The sequence below is a fragment of the Aster yellows witches'-broom phytoplasma AYWB genome (genome assembly GCF_000012225.1).
Taxonomy (GTDB): Bacteria; Bacillota_I; Bacilli_A; order Acholeplasmatales; family Acholeplasmataceae; genus Phytoplasma.
In genome coordinates, this window is record NC_007716.1 from 688603 (window position 1) to 706569 (window position 17967).

Below are 17967 nucleotides of genomic sequence, written 5' to 3' on the forward strand. Positions count from 1 at the left end.
ACTAAAATATTTTATTAAAATAATTTAGTTTGTTAATGAGAAATTATTTAATTTTGTAATTGTTTTTATTGAAATAAAATTTCGTTAATTTTTTTTTCGTCTAATTGATTCGCTAACAAAGTTAAAAGTTTTATAGTGTTTATAATGTCTTGTTTGTGTACTACAGAAGTGTGAGAATGAATGTAGCGTACAGGAACACAAAAAGATAAGGAAGCTGCTCCTTCACGCACTAAATGCATAGTTGCAGCATCGGTTCTACCACCAATTCCACTTATTTCTTGTACAGGGATATTGTTTTCGGTAGCGATTTTAAGAACAAAATTGCGTAATCCTTTGTGAGCAACTAAGCCCCCATCATAAACTAAAACTTGAGGGCCTTTTCCTAGAGTATGCCCTTCTTTTTCGCCCCCCGGAACATCATTTCCAATACCAGTATCAACAGCAATAGCAATTTGAGGGTGTACTTTGTGAGCACTGGTTTGAGCTCCGCGTAGTCCTACTTCTTCTTGGGTAGTAAAAACACCAAAAAATTGATGGGTAGTAGGATTGACATTTTGTAAAACTTGCATCACAATTGCAACTCCCACGCGATTATCTAGGGCTTTTGCAAGGAGGTAATCAGAATTACCAAGTGTACTAAATTCTATATAAGGAGTTACCATATCACCAACACGAACGCCTAATTTTAAAGCTTCTTCTTTGTTTGCAACTCCAATATCTAAATACATAGAAGAAGTGTTAATAACTTGATTGCGATCTTGAAAAGACATGGCATGTGGAGGTTTACAACCAGTAACTGCTTTAAGAATGCCTTTATCAGTGTGAATTTGCCACACTTGAGCAAGCATTACTTGAGAAAACCAACCACCAAGAGTTTGGAATTTGATAAAACCTTCTGGAGTAATTTGCTTAACTATTAAACCTATTTCATCCAAATGTGCTGCAAACATAATGCGAGGACCTGTTTTTCCTTTACAAGCAATTACGGAGCCTAAATTATCATATTGGATAGAATCTACTTGGTTTTGAATTTTGTTCACTACATAATTAGCAACTGCTTTTTCTTGACCTGGAATACCATTTAACATTGTTAAATTTTTTAATAAAGAAACTAAATCACTCATTTTCATTCTCATTTTTGGGTGCGTGTAAACTAGCGATTTGGAATTGTTTAATTCCTGTAAATGTAAGATAAATACTGTGCACTAAAGATAAAACAGCAAATAATTTTAAAATGATATTTTTTAAGTTTTCAAATAAATTACTACCTAATCCAAAACAACCAAATCCAAACATTAAAAGATATAAAATGAAAAATGAAAAATTTTGTTTCTTGAAATAATTAATATTTAAATTAATGAAACTGTGAAAAATAAATATCAATGACAAACAACAGTTAAAAGTTAAAAGTTTGCCAACTAAAGGGTTTTTGGTTTTGAAATCATCAATATTTAACAAACCTAATCCCGGTAAAAAAAAGGAAGTAACAATGACAAAAACAAAGACAAAAACTTCTAGGGCAAAGAAAAAACGAAGTTTAGAAAAAGTTTCTTTGTATTTTTTAAAAACTACTAAATAAGTAAATAGCGATAAAAGTACACCTAAAAAAAATAATCCTAATTGGAATTTCAAACTTCCAAGTTTAAATGTTTGGTCAAAAAAACAACATACAGCTACCAAAAGAAAAAAAGTTGCCAATAATAAAGAGTAAAATCCTTGTAAACGTTTTTGTTTAATTTGATTCATTATATTATATAACTCCTATTTTTTTCTAATTATTGCAAAATGAAAAATTAAAAAATAATTATTCATGAAAAACATAAAAATCAAGTTTAAAATTAAAAAAAGAAAAATCATGAAAATACGTATTTTGAAATTTTTAAATTATTTTTTAGCAAGAGCTTTTTTTAAAGCTGAAACAATTTCGGTTTTTTTAAGTTTATTAAAATTAGGAACTTTGTGTTCTTTTGCTAATTTTTTTAACTCAGGAAGCAACATTTTAGATAAATCTAAAGAAGGTTTTTTTGCTTTAATTTGGGTTATTTGTGGTTGTGTTTCCAAAGCATAATCGGATTTTTCCTCAGAAAGTTCATTAGATAAAACTTTTTCAAGTTGTAGAGAGGTTTTTTCTTCGGTTTGTGCAAGTTGGTTTGATTGTACTTCTTGTAATTTAGTTGATTGATTTTCTTTTTTTTTAAATGTTTGTTGAAATTGCACTAAGGTTTCTTTTGCTAATTGAACATATTGTGCGAAAGTTTCTGGTTGTAAGTGTGCTAAATCCGATAATACTTTGCGATTAACATCCACTTTTGCTAAAGCAAGTCCGTGCATTAAACGAGAATATTGCATTCCACATAACATAGCACCAGCATTAATACGAGAAATCCATAATTTACGAAAATCTCTTTTTCTTTGTTTGCGGTCTCTATAAGCGTATTGCAAAGAACGCATTACTTGCTCATGAGCTGTTTTGTAAAGAGTGCTTTTGGAACCAAAATATCCTTTTGCCATTTTTAAAACTTTTTTGCGACGACGGTGTCTTGCAGGAGTAAAACTAATTTTTGCCATATTATTTTTCCTTTCTATAATCCTCTAATAAGAGTTTTGATTCTGTTGTAATCACAAAGTTTAACACAAGTCACTCCTCTTAGTTGGCGGTTTTGTTTTGTAGTTTTGGAAGCTGCAAGGTGATTTTTGTATGCGTGGCCTCTTAATAATTTTTTCTTTTTAGTAATTTTAATGCGTTTTTTAAGCCCGCTGTGGGATTTTTTCTTAATCACTTTAATCATCCTTTCTTATTTTTTTATTTTTAATTGGGTGTAAAAAAATATTTTTGGTTTATGAATTGGGTTAAGTAGTTTTATTTTGATTAATTTTTCAGCCATTAAAATACACCATTAAAGTTATTTTAAAGGCGACAGAACTGCTGTTAGTTGATTACCTTGTAGTTTTAAAGGAGTCTCAATTTGAGATAAGTTTTTTAAATCTTGCATAACTTGTTTAAAAACTGTTTCTCCTAATTGAAAATTATTAATCATACGACCACGAAAACGCATACTAACTTTTACTTTATCACCTTGTTTTAAAAATTTTTGGGCTTGTTTAATTTTAGTATTTAGATCGTTTTTATCAATGGTGGGATTGAGGCGAATTTCTTTTAAAACACTAATTTGGGTTTTCTTTTTGGTTTCACGAAGTTTTTTTTGTTGGTTATAACGATGTTTTTGATAGTTCATCAGTCGCGCTACCATCGGTGAGGAATCTGCGTTTACAACTACAATATCAATTTCTTTTTGTTCTGATAATTTTAAAGCTTCCTTTTGATCAAAAACACCTAATTGTTCGCCTTTTTCATCAATAATGAGATATTTTCCTTGTGGTATATTTTCATTATATAGATCATAATTAGAACTTTTTTTAAATTTGTTGATTTTAATATTTAAAACCTCCTTTTGGTTTTGGGGTTATTTTGTAAAAATAAAATGAAATGGCATAACATGAAAAAAAGAAACAAGGCAAAAAGAGAAAATAAAATAAAATAAAAAAAGAGAAATATCCAAAGGAACATTTCTCTTCTCTAAAATAACTAACACTAAATGTTTATTGCATTTTTTTGCAAAAAAATAAATGTTTATGTGCCATTTGCCTAAAAACTAATTGTTAATCAGGCGAGAGAAAAACTCTTCTTTTCACGTTAATATCATAAGATTATTACAAAATATTTGATAATTTTTATAATTGTATTTTGAATATTATAAAATAAAGCAATAACAATACCGCTCTAATTATATAATAAAAAGTGTGGTTTGTCAATGGTTTTAGTGATTTTTTGGAAATTTTTATAGGTTTGGTGTAAATAGAAAAATAGCAAAATAAAAGTGAGTTAGAAAATAAAAAAAATACAAATGATGCTAACATTTTTTTAAATAAAATAAATATTAATTTATCTAAAATTTAGAATCAGTAAATATACGTATCGCAAATAAAACCATATTAAAAATAATAAACAAAGAACTAATAATAATCCATTCATATTTCTTAGCTGTTTTGGTTTGTATATAATAATCGAATTTTTCTAAAATTGAAACCCATATTACTATAGCGATGATTAAAATTAAAATAGCCATAATTGAGTTTATTATTAAATAAAACCATGAATTTTTATTTATTCCTAAAAATAAAAATGTTAAAAAAAATTATAAAAAGAAAATAGCAAAAAAAAAATAGTTTGATATTTGCAAAGTTGAATTTGGTTTTTTCTTTTTGTGGTTTAATTGCTAATTTGGGTCTTGCATTATTAATATATAGATAAGTGGAACTCCCCACAAGCAAAAATGCTGATGAAAAAGAAATGAAAATAACCAAGATAATAATTTTTGCCATAATATAAAAACTATATTTTTCCAATGCCTCCAAAAAATTAGTGAAACTGCATAAAATAAAACCTGTGCATATAGACATCAGATAAGCGCTTATAGGAAAAAAAGATTAATACCAAATAAGCTATTAAAGAAAAAAAACTATAATAATAGAAGGTAGAATGCTTGTTATTAATAAAAAAACTTGTTAAATTTTTTTAAAAATGTGCGGCAAAATTAATAATTTTTTCTTGAGAATTTAAATTAATATAAGAAACTATAAAACTTAAAAAAAATAAGAAAAAATAATATAAATTTAGCACAAACACTAAGATAATTAACTATATTTTGGGTTTTGTAATCTAAAAAAACCTTTTTTCTTTTAAGTTTTGCATATTATATTTTAAATCTTTGATGCCAAAATAATTATAACCCTCCAAAAATACCATAGTTTTTTTAATTTCTTAGAAGGAGGAAATAATAAAAAATTTTAAAAATTTCATAAAACAAACCAAACTCAAAAATTATCACCAAAATATTTAAAATACTTTTTTCTTTAAAAAATTTATAATAAAATATTATTTAAATTTTTTGTTTTTTTTGTTACAAAAATCCTAAACTATATAAATAGTTTAGGATTTAAAATTTTGCGTTATGAAAATTTATTTGTTTTGTTTTATTGTTTTTTACAATTAAGAGATTATTTTTTTTGCAAAACTTTGTCTTTTAATAAAGAAACAAACTCATCAACTTTAATTGTGGTTTGTAAATGAGAGCCATATTTTCTAAAAGTAATTAAATTGTTAATCATTTCGTGGTCGCCAATTACAACTTGATAAGGAATTTTTAATTTTTGTGCTTCTCTAATTTTATAGCCCAAAGTGTTATCTTTGGAATTAATTTCTACTCTGAAATTTTGTAATTGTAATGTTTCTTTAATTTTTTGACTAAATTCGAAATGTAGAGGAGCAGACACAGGAATTAAAAGCACTTGTACAGGAGCAAGCCATAAAGGAAAAACACCCTTAGTTTCTTCTACTAAATGAGCTAAAAATCTTTCCATAGTAGAAACAACTGCGCGGTGAATTACAACAGGACGATGGTGTTTGTTGTCTTCTCCAATAAAAGTAAGATCAAATTTTTGAGGAAGTAAAAAATCAAGTTGTACTGTTGATAGTGTTTCTTCGTTGCCTAGGGCATTAAACACTTGCACATCTAATTTAGGACCATAAAAGGCAGCTTCTCCGATTGCTTCTTTAAAGGGTAAGCCCAATTCTTTAATAGTTTCTTTGAGGGTTTTTTCAGCGTTATACCACATTTGGTCGTCATTAAAATATTTTTCTGTGTTGTTAGGGTTGCGATAACTTAGACGCAACTCATAATTTTTAATATTAAAATCACAATAAACTTCTAAAATTAAATTAATAATTTTTTTTATCTCTTCTTTGATTTGGTCAGGACGGGCAAAAATATGAGCATCATTAAGAGTCATTTCTCTTACTCTTTGTAACCCAGAAACAGCTCCTGATTTTTCAAACCGATGCATCATTCCTAATTCAGCGATACGCAAAGGCAATTCCTTATAACTATGAGGATTTTTTTTATAAATCATCATGTGATGGGGGCAATTCATTGGTCTTAAAACTAGTTTTTCGCCATTTTCCAAAGACATAATGGGGAACATATTAGAAGCGTAATGGTCCAAATGTCCCGAAATACGGTAAAGTTCGGTATTTGCCATAATGGGTGTGTAGACATGATGATAATCATAGCTTAATTCTTTGTCAACGATATATCTTTCAACGATACGCCTTACAGTAGCTCCTTTAGGAAGCCAAAAGGGAAGTCCCAAACCAACTTCTTTATTAAACATGAATAAATCCAGTTCTTTGTTAATTTTTTTGTGGTCACGTTCTTTTCTCTCTTCCAAAAGTTGCAAGTAGTCAGCAAGCGCTTGTTTTTTGAAAAAAGAAGTGCCATAAATGCGGGTCAAAGTTTTGTTTTTGGCATCTCCTTGAAAATAAGCTCCTGATATTTTTAAAATTTTAAAATGTTTAATAAGATTTGTTTTGATCACATGAACACCACGACAAAGATCAAAAAATTCTCCTTGACGATAAATACTGATAGTTTGGTCGCGAAATTTTTCCAGCAAAACTTGTTTATAAGGGTTGTAAGCAAATAATTTTTTGGCTTTTTCGAAAGAAATTTCTTCTCTTGTAATTTTGTGGTTTTCCAAAGAAATTTGATGCATTACTTTTTCAATAGTAAGAAAATCTTTTTCCGAAATGGTGTGTTTTTGAAAATCAATATCATAATAAAATCCTTCTTTAATGGCAGGTCCTACTGTAAAAAGGGCATCTGGATAAAGTCTTGCAACGGCTTGCGCCATAAGGTGAGCAGTGCTATGGTTAAGAACTTCCAAAGATTTAGGATCAGATTCTGTTAAAATTTCTAAATTGCCATTTTTTTTCAAAGGAAAATCAAGTTCGATTGGTTGGTTGTTAAAAAGGGCTGCAACTGGTTTTTTGAAATGTTCAGATAAATGTTCTTTCCAAATTGCCAAAGGAGTTGTGCCTGAAATAAATTCTTGTATTTGATTGTCAAAAAAGCTTATTTTAATCATAAAAACCCTTTCTTTTGTAGTTTTTAGTTTTTTGATCTTTTAAGAAGTTGGTGAAAAAAAGATGAATAAAGATAATGAGGAAAATAGTAAAGTATAAAAAATTTTATTTAAATAATAATGTGTAATTTGCACTAAAATTAAATAAAATATAACAAAACTATAACACAAATCACAAGAAAAGGGGGGGATTTTAGTAATTGGTTTGTTGGTTTTTATTATTTTAAAAATAAATTTTTAAGTTGTTTTGAAAAAGGGTGCAATTTCTTTTTTTATTGTAGAAACAAAAGGCAAAATTTCTTTTTCGGATGGCAAAAACATACTACAAGCTCTTAGGTGACCTTTACAACCATATTTTTGAACAATATGATAAATTTGCGGTCCGTTAGAACAAATACGCACTTGAATTTTAGAATCATGATGTTCAAAAAAAAGAGCATAAAAGGGAAAATTTTTAATATTAGATAAAATATTAATCGACAAAAAAACCTCTTCTAAATTAATGTTGAATTGTTCAATAATTTGTTGATTCACATAAACATAGGCAAAACCGTCACAAGCAACAATATTTTGACATATATATCCTTGATATTTTAAAAAATTAAGTGTTACTTTATTAATATTTTGTTCCACCAAAGCAACATCAATACCATAGTTAAGCAATTCTGAGGCAATTCTTAAAGTTTGGGAGCTTACTCTATGATACCTAAAATTACCAGTATCTGTAATTAAACCCACATAAATAGCCAAAGCACCTTTAAAAGTTAGGTTTAAGTTGAGTTTTTCTTTTAACAAGTAAACCATCTCAGAACACGAACCAAAAGAATCATCAACCCACTGATAATTACCGTAATTTTCAATTAAAATATGATGATCAATTCGAATAACAACTTTTCCAAGTTTAAATCTTTGGTCGCTGATGGATTGAGTATTGCCGCAGTCAACTACAATTACTAAAGAATTTTGGTAAGTTTCATCAGTTATTACATCCATTTGACCCAAAAAGGTTAAATGATCTTTGGTTTGCCCAACCACATAAACATTTTTATGAGGAAAGGTATTTTGAATCATATTTTTCAAACCTAGTTGAGAACCATAACAATCACCATCAGGATTTTTATGTCCATGAATAACGATAGTATCAAAGGCTTTAATTTGGGTTTCAATAAATTTCATATTTGTTCCTTTCTTTGTAATTTGTTAAAATATTAGTTTAATTAAAATGATGTTAGTTATTTTTATTTTTATTTTCCTAAACAAAATTTAGAAAACAATTCTTTAATTAAACTATTTTCTTGATTTTCACCTATAATTTGTCCTAATGCTTGATAGGCTTTAGTAAGATCAATAGAATAAATATCTATTGGCATTGATTGCAAAAGGGCTTGTTGCAAATCTTGAAAAGATCGAAGAGCAATTTGGATTTGATTAATGTGTCTTGCATTAGAAAAATAATTAAAATCTTTGGGCTTAATATCATTTAATTGGAATTTTTTTAAAATTGTTTGTTGTAACTCAAAAAACCCTGTTTTATCCAAGCTTGAAACTGAAATAATTTCTTGTGGAGTTAATTGGGAAGAGTAATCACAAAGGGAAGAAATTAATTTATCACTTTTCAAATCCACTTTGTTTCCTATAATAATACGAGGATAATTTTGGGTTAATTGCAAAAGTTGGATATCTTCTTCTTGCAAATAATTGCTTTGGTCTAAAACTAATAAAATTAATTCTGCTTGTAAAAGCATTTTTTCTGTTCTTAAAATTCCTATTTTTTCAATGGGATCATCAGTTTTACGAATTCCTGCAGTATCAATTAAATGAAGAGTAAAACCTCGACAATTAAAATAAGCTTCAACAAAATCTCTGGTAGTGCCTGAAATATCAGAAACAATAGCTTTATTTTCATTTAAAAAAGCATTAAGAAGACTTGATTTACCAACATTAGGACGTCCAATAATTAAAGTTTTTATTCCTTCTTTAAGATATCTATTTTTATGGGAGTGGCTCAAAATATTTTCTAATTGTTTGATTAAACTTTGGACTTCCAAAGCAATTTTTTGTTGGGTGATTTGAGGAATATCATCATATTCAGGATAATCAATATTAACTTCAATTTGAGCAATTAAATTAAGAATTTGGTCGCGCAATGAAGTCACTAATTGAGAAGTATATTTTTGCAAACCAGAATTAGCAATTTTAATGGCATTTTCATTAGTGGCATGAATTAGGTCCATAATAGATTCAGCTTGAATTAGGTCCATTTTCCCATTAAGATAGGCTCTTTGACTGAATTCACCTGGAAAAGCCAATCTAATATCTAATGACAAAATTCTTTCTAAAACCATTTGAGTAATTAAAATACCGCCATGAGCATTAATTTCTACGACATTTTCTCCAGTAAAAGAATTAGGAGTTTTAAAAACAGAAATCAAAACTTCATCTAAAATAGTTTGGTCTTTATTAAGGATAAAACCGTGAGTAATGGTATGTGTTTTGGCTTTGATAAGGTTTTTGCCTTTAAAAATTTTATTTATTTCTGTAATAGAATTGTTGCCAGAAACCCTAATTACACTAACTCCTCCTGTTCCTAAAGGAGTTGAAATAGCAGCAATAGTATCAAAAAACATTTATTGGGTCTCCTTTCTTTATTGTTTTTGTAATCTTTTCATTTATTGAATGTTGTTTTAAATTGATATTTATAATTTATAATATGAAAAAAATACAATCGAAAGGAAAAGGGGAAAAAATTATCAAAATAAAAAAGTTTTGTTTGGTTAATTTTATTGTTAATTAGTTTTGGTTTTGGGATTTGGTTTCAAAAGCTTTAATTGAATCTTTTATTTTAGCTATGAAAAGATTCATTTCTTGATTGTTTTTTAAAGTAGCACCACAAGCTCTGAGATGACCTCCGCCTTTAAATTGTCTAGCAATGGAATTAATTTCAGGACCACGAGAACGAATACGAGCTCTAATTGTTAAATCTGGTTGTTCTAAGAAAAAAGCCCAAATTGGATGATTTTCTAAATTACCCAAAATATTAACTAAACTTGCGGCAACGTCAATATGTAAGTTAAATTTTTTCAATGTTTCTTGAGAAATAAAAACGTAAACAAAGCCTTGGGAAGTAACTACATTTTGATAAATATAGGCTTTATATTGAAACAAAGCAAGAGTTTCTTTATTGAGGTGAAAAAATATTTGTGATACATAAAGATCAAAAGCAAGTAAGGAAGAAGCAGCTTTGAGGGTTTTTTGGTCAACTCTATCAAAACAAAAATTACCAGTATCAGTTACCATACCTACATAAATAGCCAAAGCACCTTTAGAAGTTAATTTCATATTGCATTTTTCTTTAAATTCAAAAATCATTTGAGAACAAGAAGAATAATTAGCATCTACCCATTGATAATTACAGTAATTATCTATTAATAAATGATGATCAATTCTAATTGTATCTTTGGCTAATTTAAATCTTTGGTCACTAATTTTGTTTTCTTGACCACAATCAACGACAATAGCAAGAGCGTTTTGGTACAAAGAATCACAAACTTCATCCATCACACCTACAAAAGATAAAGAAGGATTTTGTTGTCCTACTACATAAACTTTTTTTTGAGGAAAAGTTGCTGTAATTGCATCTTTTAAACCTAGTTGAGCTCCGTAACAATCACCATCTGGGTTGGTGTGTCCGTGAATAATAATTGTTTCAAAAGCTTTAATTTTATTGTAAATAATTTTCATAATGTTCCTTTAATTTGTTAATTTTAATAAATTTTTATGATTCTGCTTTTTGTTGAGCTTCGTTAAATAATTTATCGATGTTTTTGTCTAAGTCTTTATCTAAAAAACAATCTATTACTAATTTTTCTACAACTATACGTGAAATCTGGGATTTTCTAAAAGTGGGAGAAAAAAAATAAATGGGGTTGCCTTTTTTAGATGAATCTTTGTCTTTTTCTCTTTCTTCTTTCATAAATTCAAAAATATCTTTATTTAGTTCTGAATTTTTAGAATCTTTATTTTTGGAAGAATTTTCAAAATTTATTTTTTCTGGTTTAACGCTTTTTTCATAACAAGGATGAGTAGGAAATTGGCTAATTTTTTTGATTAATTTTTCATTTGTTTTTTTTGAAGTTAAATATTTTAAAAACAACCAAGAAGCAAGCACTTCATCTTTATCTTTTTTATAAAATAAATTAATATTGGATCCTTGTTGTAAAACTTTTCTTTTACCTGAATCAAGACCTTGTTTTCCTTTTTTCCAATAAGGAACTGAAGTTACTCCTACTTTAAATGGAGCTTTAGAAATATATTCAAATCCATTAGAAGAAGAAATATCCATTAAAATTTTTTGATTCATAAATAAATGAGTAGTATAGCTTTCACCAGATAATTTACGAGTAATTAAATATTTTTTATCATAAAATTTTTTAAAATCTTTAATCATTGTTTTAGCATCTGGATTATTAAAGCGCACTCCTACTTCATGACTTGATGAATCTTTTTTAGTTGGTGAAGTTGTATATTCAATTCCTCTTTGTTCGGAAGATACAATAAATAAATTAGATTCAGAATCATAAGAAATAGGGATTTTTTCAGGGTCAACTTGTTTAATTACTTTGCATAAATTTTCCATTTTTTCCCATGTAATACCATCTTTAAGTTTGCCTTCAAAATTAGATTCATAATTTTCAAAATAAGATTTAAAATCAGAATCGATTTCATTTTTTTGTTCTTTTTTAATTGTTTCTTTTAAATGTTTAAAATAATCTTGATTATAATACATCAATTCAATAGATTTAGAAAATGGCAAGGAATACCATTTCCCTGGTTCTTTTTCATCACCTAAAGGCAATTGAGCCTCATCTTCAAAATTGGGATAAAAATATGTTTTTTTTTCTGTTGGAGGATTTGTTTCTGGGCAAGGTTCTAATTTAATTTTTGAATTGGTGTGTTCTTTAAATCCATCAAGGGGAACTAATTTACCTGATTCATAATAATTTACTAAATGATCAGCATAAGAAACAATTAAATGAGGTTCGTTGTTGGCTGGAAGAGCTACATTAATGTTTTTAACAATCCCACTCCAACTAGGTTTATATTCTGTTTTTACTTTGATATTAGGATAATCTTTTCTAAAATTTTCAATAATTTCTTCTAAAACAGTTTTCGGTTTTTCTTTTTCTTTTTCAGGATCTAAACGATGCCAAAAAACAATTTCGATCGGTTTTGCTAGGAATTTTTTCCATGCTTCACTATCTTTATCTTTATATTTAGTAAGCATTTCTTTTAATTCTTGTTCATGATTATTTCTTAAAGCATTAGAATCAATTTTAGGAAATAATACAATAGATGCTAAAATGACAAATAAGAAAGTAAAAAAATGAATGATTTTTAATTTATCCTTTGATACCACTGTTTAATTTTCCTTCTAAAACATATCTTTTACAAAAAACGAACAACAAAACTAAAGGTAATGTCATCAAAACAGTAGCTGCCATTTGTTGATTGACTAAATGTTGGTTTTTTTCAGAGTCAAAAATATTTCTAATCATATTAGTAAGCAATTTTCCACCTACAAGTTCAGGCCATAAGTAAGCATTCCAAGCAGCAACTGCTCTAAAAATAATGATATTAATGATATTATCTCTTAAAAGTGGAGTTAAAATTTTGTATAAAAAAATCCAATCACTACTACCATCAACTTTGGCAGATAAATAGAGTTCTTTGGGAATTTTTTTGATATTTTGCATTAATAAAAAAATATGAAATACATTGATTAGAAAGGGAAGTATCATTGCTAAATAAATGCCACCAAAAACGCGCGTACCTTGACCAGAATCAACAAAACCTAGGCGCGCAACTGTTTGATAGTTAGTTAAAAACATACTTTCAGTAGTTATCATAGTTGTGATTAAAAAGACTCCTAATATAATTTTTTTAGTTTTAAATTCTAAAATACTAAGAGCAAAAGCAGTTATAACAGAGACAAAAATACCTAAAACAGTAGAGAAAAAAACAACAACAAGGGTTTTTAAAAAAGTTGAAAACAAACTATAACGGGTAAATAAAAAAGAAAAGTTGTTCCACGTCAAATCTTTAGGAAAAAAACTAGGATAAGCAGGATTGTCTTGTAGAGCTAAATTTAGCATCCAATAAAAAGGAATAGCCAAAAAAAGAGCAAAAAGAGATAAAAAAAAGTATTTGATAAAAGTGGCACAAACTTTGGGTAAATGTTTTTTAAGTTTAGCAAAAATGAGTTTTTTTTTGTTATTTGACATAATTATCAAGGTTCGTTCCTTATTTATTATTTATTTAATTTCTTTTCAAAAAAGAAAAAATTAATGGCAGTAAAAAGAATAGAAATTAAAAGCAAAATAACAGTGGCTGCAGCGCCTCTGGAATAAGAATCCATTAAAGTTCCTTCTAATTGTTGATAAATATAGCCTACCACAGTATTTACCTTAGTAGTATCGGAACTACCAAAAACTCCAATAACAGATTCATATTCTTTAAAAACTTGAATTATTGTAATAATAAGTTGATAAAAAATAGTAGGAGTAAGTAGGGGGAGAGTAATTTTTCTAAAAATAGTTATTTTGGTAGCGCCGTCAATTCTAGCAGCATCGTAATAATCTTTACTAATGTTTTTTAATCCCGCACTAAAAATTAAAATTTGGAAAGGAAGGGATTTCCACACTACATAAAAAATTAAAACAAACATTTTATGTGAATAAGGAGCTGCAATGTTAATCCAATCTTTTTGGATCCCAAAAAAAGAATTAAAAAAACCTTCAGGACGCACTTGGATGCCAAAACTATTGTGATAAAAAATAACTGCAAAAACCATTCCCATAATAACAGGATTTGTTAAATAAGGAAGGAAAAAAATGGTTTGAAAAATATTTTTTAAAAAATGATTATAAACACTTTTAAGTGCTAAGGCAATCATTAAAGATAAAAAAATAGAAATAGGAACAGCAGTAAAAACAAGTAAAAAAGTGTTAAAAAGAGTGGTTCTAAAATCAGGATCACAAAAAGTAGTAGTGTAATTGGAAAAATTAAATGAATAAGAAAATGTATCTGCAAATTTATTATATCTACTATCCAAAGAAATAAAAAGCGTTTTTACCAAAGGATAAAAATTAAATAAAACCATAAGAATTAAGGCAGGTGCCAAATAATACCAATGATTGTGTTTGGAATATTTAGTGGAATTGTGATGGAAAAGTTTTTTTAGCAATGACATTTAAAAAATCCTATTTTCGGTTTTTTTATCAAAAAGAAAACACTTATTTTCTTTAATTTGAAATCTAATTTTTTTCTTGGCAACAAATCCTTGGGGAAAAATAATATCTTTACTTTTTTCATCAAAGACAAGGCGGAAAGTGTTTTTAACAGCTTGAGGATGTCTTGCTAACATCATTAAATTTCTGCCTACATTTTCTAAAAAGAGAGGTTCGATTTCAAAATTACCGTTTGTATCAAACCAATAACTTTCAGGACGAATGGCTACATAGATTTCTTGTTTTAGATTTTTTAAAGTTTTGTTAGAAGAAAAATCAAAAAGAAGTGAATCTCCAATAGTTACTTTTCCAAAAGTAATTTTTCCTTCAAAAATAGATATGAGCGGATTACCTAAAAATTTGGCAACAAACAAATTGTTAGGATTAGCATAAACTTCTTGAGGAGCACCTTTTTGTTGGATTTGTCCTTTATTCATTAAACAAATTTCATCACTAATAGACATTGCTTCTTCTTGGTCGTGTGTGACAAAAATAGCAGTGATTCCGGTTTTTCGTTGGATTCTTCTAATTTCTTCTCTAGTTTTGAGGCGTAAACCTGCATCTAAGTTGGATAAGGGCTCGTCCAAAAGCAAAACTTGAGGTTCTTTTACCAAAGCTCTGGCAATTGCAACGCGTTGTTGTTGTCCGCCTGAAAGTTGCTGAGGTTTTTTATCTAAATGATCAGCAATTCCCACTAACTTGGCAATTTCTTCTACTTTTGGCACAATAATGTCGCGTGAAAATTTTAAATTTTCCAGCGGAAAGGAAATATTTTGTCTAACTGTCATATGAGGATATAGGGCGTAATTTTGGAAAACTAAACCAATACTTCTTTTTTCAATAGGTAAGTTAGTGACATCTTTGTTGCTAAAAAATATTTTTCCAGACGAAATAGGATGAAGTCCTGCAATCATGTAAAGAGTAGTTGATTTGCCACAACCCGAAGGACCTAAAAGACTCACTAATTTTCCTTTAGGAATATTGATGTCAATTTTTTTTACAGCATAAGTTTCTTTTTTAGTTTTTTTTTCAATGAAAATTTTAGAAACTTGTTCTAATTTTATACCCATTTTTTGCATTCCTTATTTTTAGCTTTTTGGCTTTTAATTTTGTGATTTTGGTTTTTATTTTGGTTTGGTTTTATTATTTTTAACGTTTTTTATTTTTTTGTTTTTTAAATAAGCAAAAGCGAAAACCCCAACAAAAAATAAAAAAATGTTTCTAAAAACATTTTATTATTAAAAAATATTTAAGAAAAAGATTAAAAAAGTTTTAAATTTTTTGGAAATTAATAAATAAAAAATGATACTGATAATTAAAAAACCAAATTATGATAAGTTCTTGGAAAAGCAATTACATCACGAATATTGTCTAATCCTGTTAAAAAAATTAGAAGTCTTTCAAATCCTAAGCCAAAACCTGAATGAATGCATCCACCAAAACGGCGCAAATCTAAATACCATTCCAAATCTTTTTGAGAAATTTTCATTTGGTTCATTTTTTCAATTAAAACTGATAAATTTTCTTCTCTTTGTGATCCACCAATTAATTCTCCTACACGTGGAAACAAAAGATCCATTGCGGCTACTGTTTTTTGATCGGGATTATTTTTCATGTAAAAAGCTTTAATTTCTTTGGGCCAATCAACAATAAAAACAGGTTTTTTAAAGTGTTTTTCGGTTAAGTATTTTTCATGTTCGGTTGCCAAATCGACTCCATAAAAAAGGGGATTTTCAAATTTGGTGTTACTTTTTTGCAAAATTTCTAAAGCTTGTTCGTATTTTACTGTCAAAAATTCTTTTTCCTCAGCGATGTTTTGTAATTCTTCAATTAAACCGTTTTTTTCTGTCTTGTCCAAAAATTCTATATCTTGATAATTTTGTTCTAAACATTTAGAAATAACGAATTGTAACATTTCTTGGGCGACTTTTAAATTTTGAGATAAATCGCAAAAAGCCATTTCAGGTTCTAACATCCAAAATTCAGCGGCATGTCTTGTAGTATTTGATTTTTCAGATCTAAAAGTAGGACCAAAAGTGTAGACTTTATTCAAACCCAAAGCCATCGCTTCTGCTTCTAGTTGACCTGTTACTGTTAAAAAAACTTTTTTGCCAAAAAAATCTTTTTTATAATCAATTCCTTTTTTACTGGTATTTTCGTTGACAGGTTTGAAAGCATTTGGAATGTTTTTTGTTTGTGGCAAAACTTCTAAATTAAGGGTTGTAATTTGAAATAATTCACCCACGCCTTCTCCATCATTAGGAGTGATAATGGGAGTGTTGATATGAAAAAAGCCTTTTTTTTGAAAAAAACTGTGAAGGGCAAAAAAAGCTGTATTTCTAATGCGAAAAACTGCTCCAAAAAGTTTAGTTCGCACTCTTAGATGAGATATTTGTCTCAAAAAAACCTTTGAATGTTTTTTGGGTTGAAGTGGATAAGAAAAATCACTTGTGCCTAAAAGAGAAATATTTTGGGCACTAATTTCAAAAGGAGTTTTGAGATTATTGGTTGCTTTTAGAATACCTTCTACTTGCAAAGAAGCCCCAATTTGCAAAATTTCTTTTAATTTTTCTAAATTAATGTTATTTGAAGATTTGTTGTTGTTGTTGAATTTTTGATTTTCTTGAAATTCGTTAATGTCGGCAGTTTCGATGTTTTTGATTTCTTTACAAACAATTTGTAAATTTTCCAAAAAAGTACCGTCATTTAAATCGATAAAAATTAATTTTTTTTGATAACGACAATTTCTAACCCAACCATTTAATAATATTTTTTTTTGATAAAATAACTCTGGTTTTTGAAAAATATCTTTGATAGAAATTTTCATTGTAATTTACTAATCCTTTGTTTTTATTTAATGTTGTAATATTTTGTTGTAAATAAAAAAAGCGAAATGAAAAGAATACAAATAAAAAAAGAAAAAAATGATGGTAAAATGTTTTAAAAATTGTAAAAGAAAAAAAGGAGAGGAAAAAAGAGTAGTAGAATTAGTAATATGAAAAATATTTTTTTGTTTATTTTTTTAATTAAAATAATGATATACAATAAAAACTTGAAATTTTAAGAAATTAATACATCTTAATTAAAAAAGTAAAAAAGATTATAAAAATAACAAAAAAATGAAAGAATTAAAAAAACAATTACAAATTTATTTTATCATTTTTAAGTTATATTTTGATATTTTTTTGAAAAAAACGAAATAAATTAGAATAAAAAATAAAAATAAAAGTTAGGAAAAAATAGGATTGAATGTTCTTAAGTTTTAAAAAATGTTCCCAAATTTTTAAAAAGATTAATTTTTATTTGTAAAAAACTAAATTAAAAAAGTATTAAAATAAAATTTAATATTTCCTAAAATTGTTCCTTCTTTTTTAAAAAGAAAGTTTTTTTAAAGTTAGGAAAAAGTTATTCTTTTTGTTCCTAAAAACTGTGGCTTTTTATGTTATTATTTTATTGAATAATTTTATTTTTTTTAGAAAAAGCGTGAAGATAAAAAAAAATTAAAAATAGTTGTTAAAAATAAATTTTTTCTAAACTGTTAAAAATAGTTCCTAAAATGTTACTAAATTTTTCCTTAATTTAAGTTAAAAATAAAGTTAAAACAATGTTTTTTGAATTTAGGAACGAAAAAATGTGCTTCATAATAATAATAAATATAAAAAAATAATATAATAAATAAAATATTAAAGGTAATATTAAA

General features: G+C 27.3%; 14 protein-coding genes. All 14 read right to left on the minus strand.

Annotation, left to right across the window (positions count from 1 at the left end; genetic code table 11):
• Nucleotides 1-65: 65 nt before the first annotated feature.
• Nucleotides 66-1124 (minus strand): M42 family metallopeptidase, encoded by a 1059-nt coding sequence (locus AYWB_RS03215; RefSeq protein ID WP_041639936.1) that lies wholly within the window; start codon nucleotides 1122-1124, stop codon nucleotides 66-68.
• Complete coding sequence (locus AYWB_RS03220; protein WP_011412937.1) at nucleotides 1117-1746, minus strand: hypothetical protein; 630 nt, start codon at nucleotides 1744-1746, stop codon at nucleotides 1117-1119. The genes AYWB_RS03215 and AYWB_RS03220 overlap by 8 nt, the downstream gene beginning before the upstream one ends.
• A gap of 138 nt (nucleotides 1747-1884) precedes the next feature.
• A complete protein-coding gene (rplT, locus tag AYWB_RS03225) occupies nucleotides 1885-2568 on the minus strand; it encodes a 50S ribosomal protein L20 (protein WP_011412938.1) in 684 nt (227 codons plus the stop codon).
• Between the two features lie 14 nt (nucleotides 2569-2582).
• A complete protein-coding gene (rpmI, locus tag AYWB_RS03230) occupies nucleotides 2583-2789 on the minus strand; it encodes a 50S ribosomal protein L35 (RefSeq protein WP_011412939.1) in 207 nt (68 codons plus the stop codon).
• 114 nt (nucleotides 2790-2903) lie between these two features.
• Nucleotides 2904-3437 carry a translation initiation factor IF-3 gene (infC, locus tag AYWB_RS03235; RefSeq protein ID WP_083755016.1) on the minus strand — a complete coding sequence of 178 codons (534 nt, stop codon included), beginning with the start codon at nucleotides 3435-3437 and terminating at the stop codon, nucleotides 2904-2906.
• A gap of 1621 nt (nucleotides 3438-5058) precedes the next feature.
• Nucleotides 5059-6984 carry a threonine--tRNA ligase gene (gene thrS, locus AYWB_RS03245; protein ID WP_011412941.1) on the minus strand — a complete coding sequence of 642 codons (1926 nt, stop codon included), beginning with the start codon at nucleotides 6982-6984 and terminating at the stop codon, nucleotides 5059-5061.
• Between the two features lie 234 nt (nucleotides 6985-7218).
• Nucleotides 7219-8157 (minus strand): DHH family phosphoesterase, encoded by a 939-nt coding sequence (locus tag AYWB_RS03250; protein WP_011412942.1) that lies wholly within the window; start codon nucleotides 8155-8157, stop codon nucleotides 7219-7221.
• Between the two features lie 68 nt (nucleotides 8158-8225).
• Complete coding sequence (mnmE, locus tag AYWB_RS03255) at nucleotides 8226-9608, minus strand: tRNA uridine-5-carboxymethylaminomethyl(34) synthesis GTPase MnmE (protein ID WP_011412943.1); 1383 nt, start codon at nucleotides 9606-9608, stop codon at nucleotides 8226-8228.
• A 163-nt stretch (nucleotides 9609-9771) separates the two neighbouring features.
• The gene (locus AYWB_RS03260) at nucleotides 9772-10722 is read right to left on the minus strand and encodes a DHH family phosphoesterase (RefSeq protein ID WP_011412944.1); all 951 of its coding nucleotides are present in this window, start codon (nucleotides 10720-10722) and stop codon (nucleotides 9772-9774) included.
• Nucleotides 10723-10756: 34 nt separating this feature from the next.
• A complete protein-coding gene (locus AYWB_RS03265) occupies nucleotides 10757-12397 on the minus strand; it encodes an extracellular solute-binding protein (protein WP_011412945.1) in 1641 nt (546 codons plus the stop codon).
• Complete coding sequence (locus AYWB_RS03270; protein ID WP_011412946.1) at nucleotides 12381-13262, minus strand: carbohydrate ABC transporter permease; 882 nt, start codon at nucleotides 13260-13262, stop codon at nucleotides 12381-12383. The genes AYWB_RS03265 and AYWB_RS03270 overlap by 17 nt, the downstream gene beginning before the upstream one ends.
• 26 nt (nucleotides 13263-13288) lie before the next feature.
• Nucleotides 13289-14230, minus strand: coding sequence for a carbohydrate ABC transporter permease (locus AYWB_RS03275; RefSeq protein WP_011412947.1), 942 nt, complete (start codon nucleotides 14228-14230; stop codon nucleotides 13289-13291).
• Nucleotides 14231-15337, minus strand: coding sequence for an ABC transporter ATP-binding protein (locus tag AYWB_RS03280; protein ID WP_041639945.1), 1107 nt, complete (start codon nucleotides 15335-15337; stop codon nucleotides 14231-14233).
• A gap of 245 nt (nucleotides 15338-15582) precedes the next feature.
• Nucleotides 15583-17094, minus strand: coding sequence for an asparagine--tRNA ligase (gene asnS / locus AYWB_RS03285; RefSeq protein WP_011412949.1), 1512 nt, complete (start codon nucleotides 17092-17094; stop codon nucleotides 15583-15585).
• Nucleotides 17095-17967 lie beyond the last annotated feature (873 nt).

Excerpts from the sequence above, each read along its gene's own strand:
- AYWB_RS03220 (WP_011412937.1), bottom strand. The coding sequence starts at position 1,746 with ATGAATCAAATTAAACAAAAACGTTTACAAGGATTTTACTCTTTATTA.
- thrS (WP_011412941.1), bottom strand. The coding sequence starts at position 6,984 with ATGATTAAAATAAGCTTTTTTGACAATCAAATACAAGAATTTATTTCA.
- rplT (WP_011412938.1), bottom strand. The coding sequence starts at position 2,568 with ATGGCAAAAATTAGTTTTACTCCTGCAAGACACCGTCGTCGCAAAAAA.
- AYWB_RS03260 (WP_011412944.1), bottom strand. The coding sequence starts at position 10,722 with ATGAAAATTATTTACAATAAAATTAAAGCTTTTGAAACAATTATTATT.
- AYWB_RS03270 (WP_011412946.1), bottom strand. The coding sequence starts at position 13,262 with ATGTCAAATAACAAAAAAAAACTCATTTTTGCTAAACTTAAAAAACAT.
- rpmI (WP_011412939.1), bottom strand. The coding sequence starts at position 2,789 with ATGATTAAAGTGATTAAGAAAAAATCCCACAGCGGGCTTAAAAAACGC.
- AYWB_RS03250 (WP_011412942.1), bottom strand. The coding sequence starts at position 8,157 with ATGAAATTTATTGAAACCCAAATTAAAGCCTTTGATACTATCGTTATT.
- AYWB_RS03275 (WP_011412947.1), bottom strand. The coding sequence starts at position 14,230 with ATGTCATTGCTAAAAAAACTTTTCCATCACAATTCCACTAAATATTCC.
- AYWB_RS03215 (WP_041639936.1), bottom strand. The coding sequence starts at position 1,124 with ATGAGTGATTTAGTTTCTTTATTAAAAAATTTAACAATGTTAAATGGT.
- mnmE (WP_011412943.1), bottom strand. The coding sequence starts at position 9,608 with ATGTTTTTTGATACTATTGCTGCTATTTCAACTCCTTTAGGAACAGGA.
- AYWB_RS03280 (WP_041639945.1), bottom strand. The coding sequence starts at position 15,337 with ATGGGTATAAAATTAGAACAAGTTTCTAAAATTTTCATTGAAAAAAAA.
- asnS (WP_011412949.1), bottom strand. The coding sequence starts at position 17,094 with ATGAAAATTTCTATCAAAGATATTTTTCAAAAACCAGAGTTATTTTAT.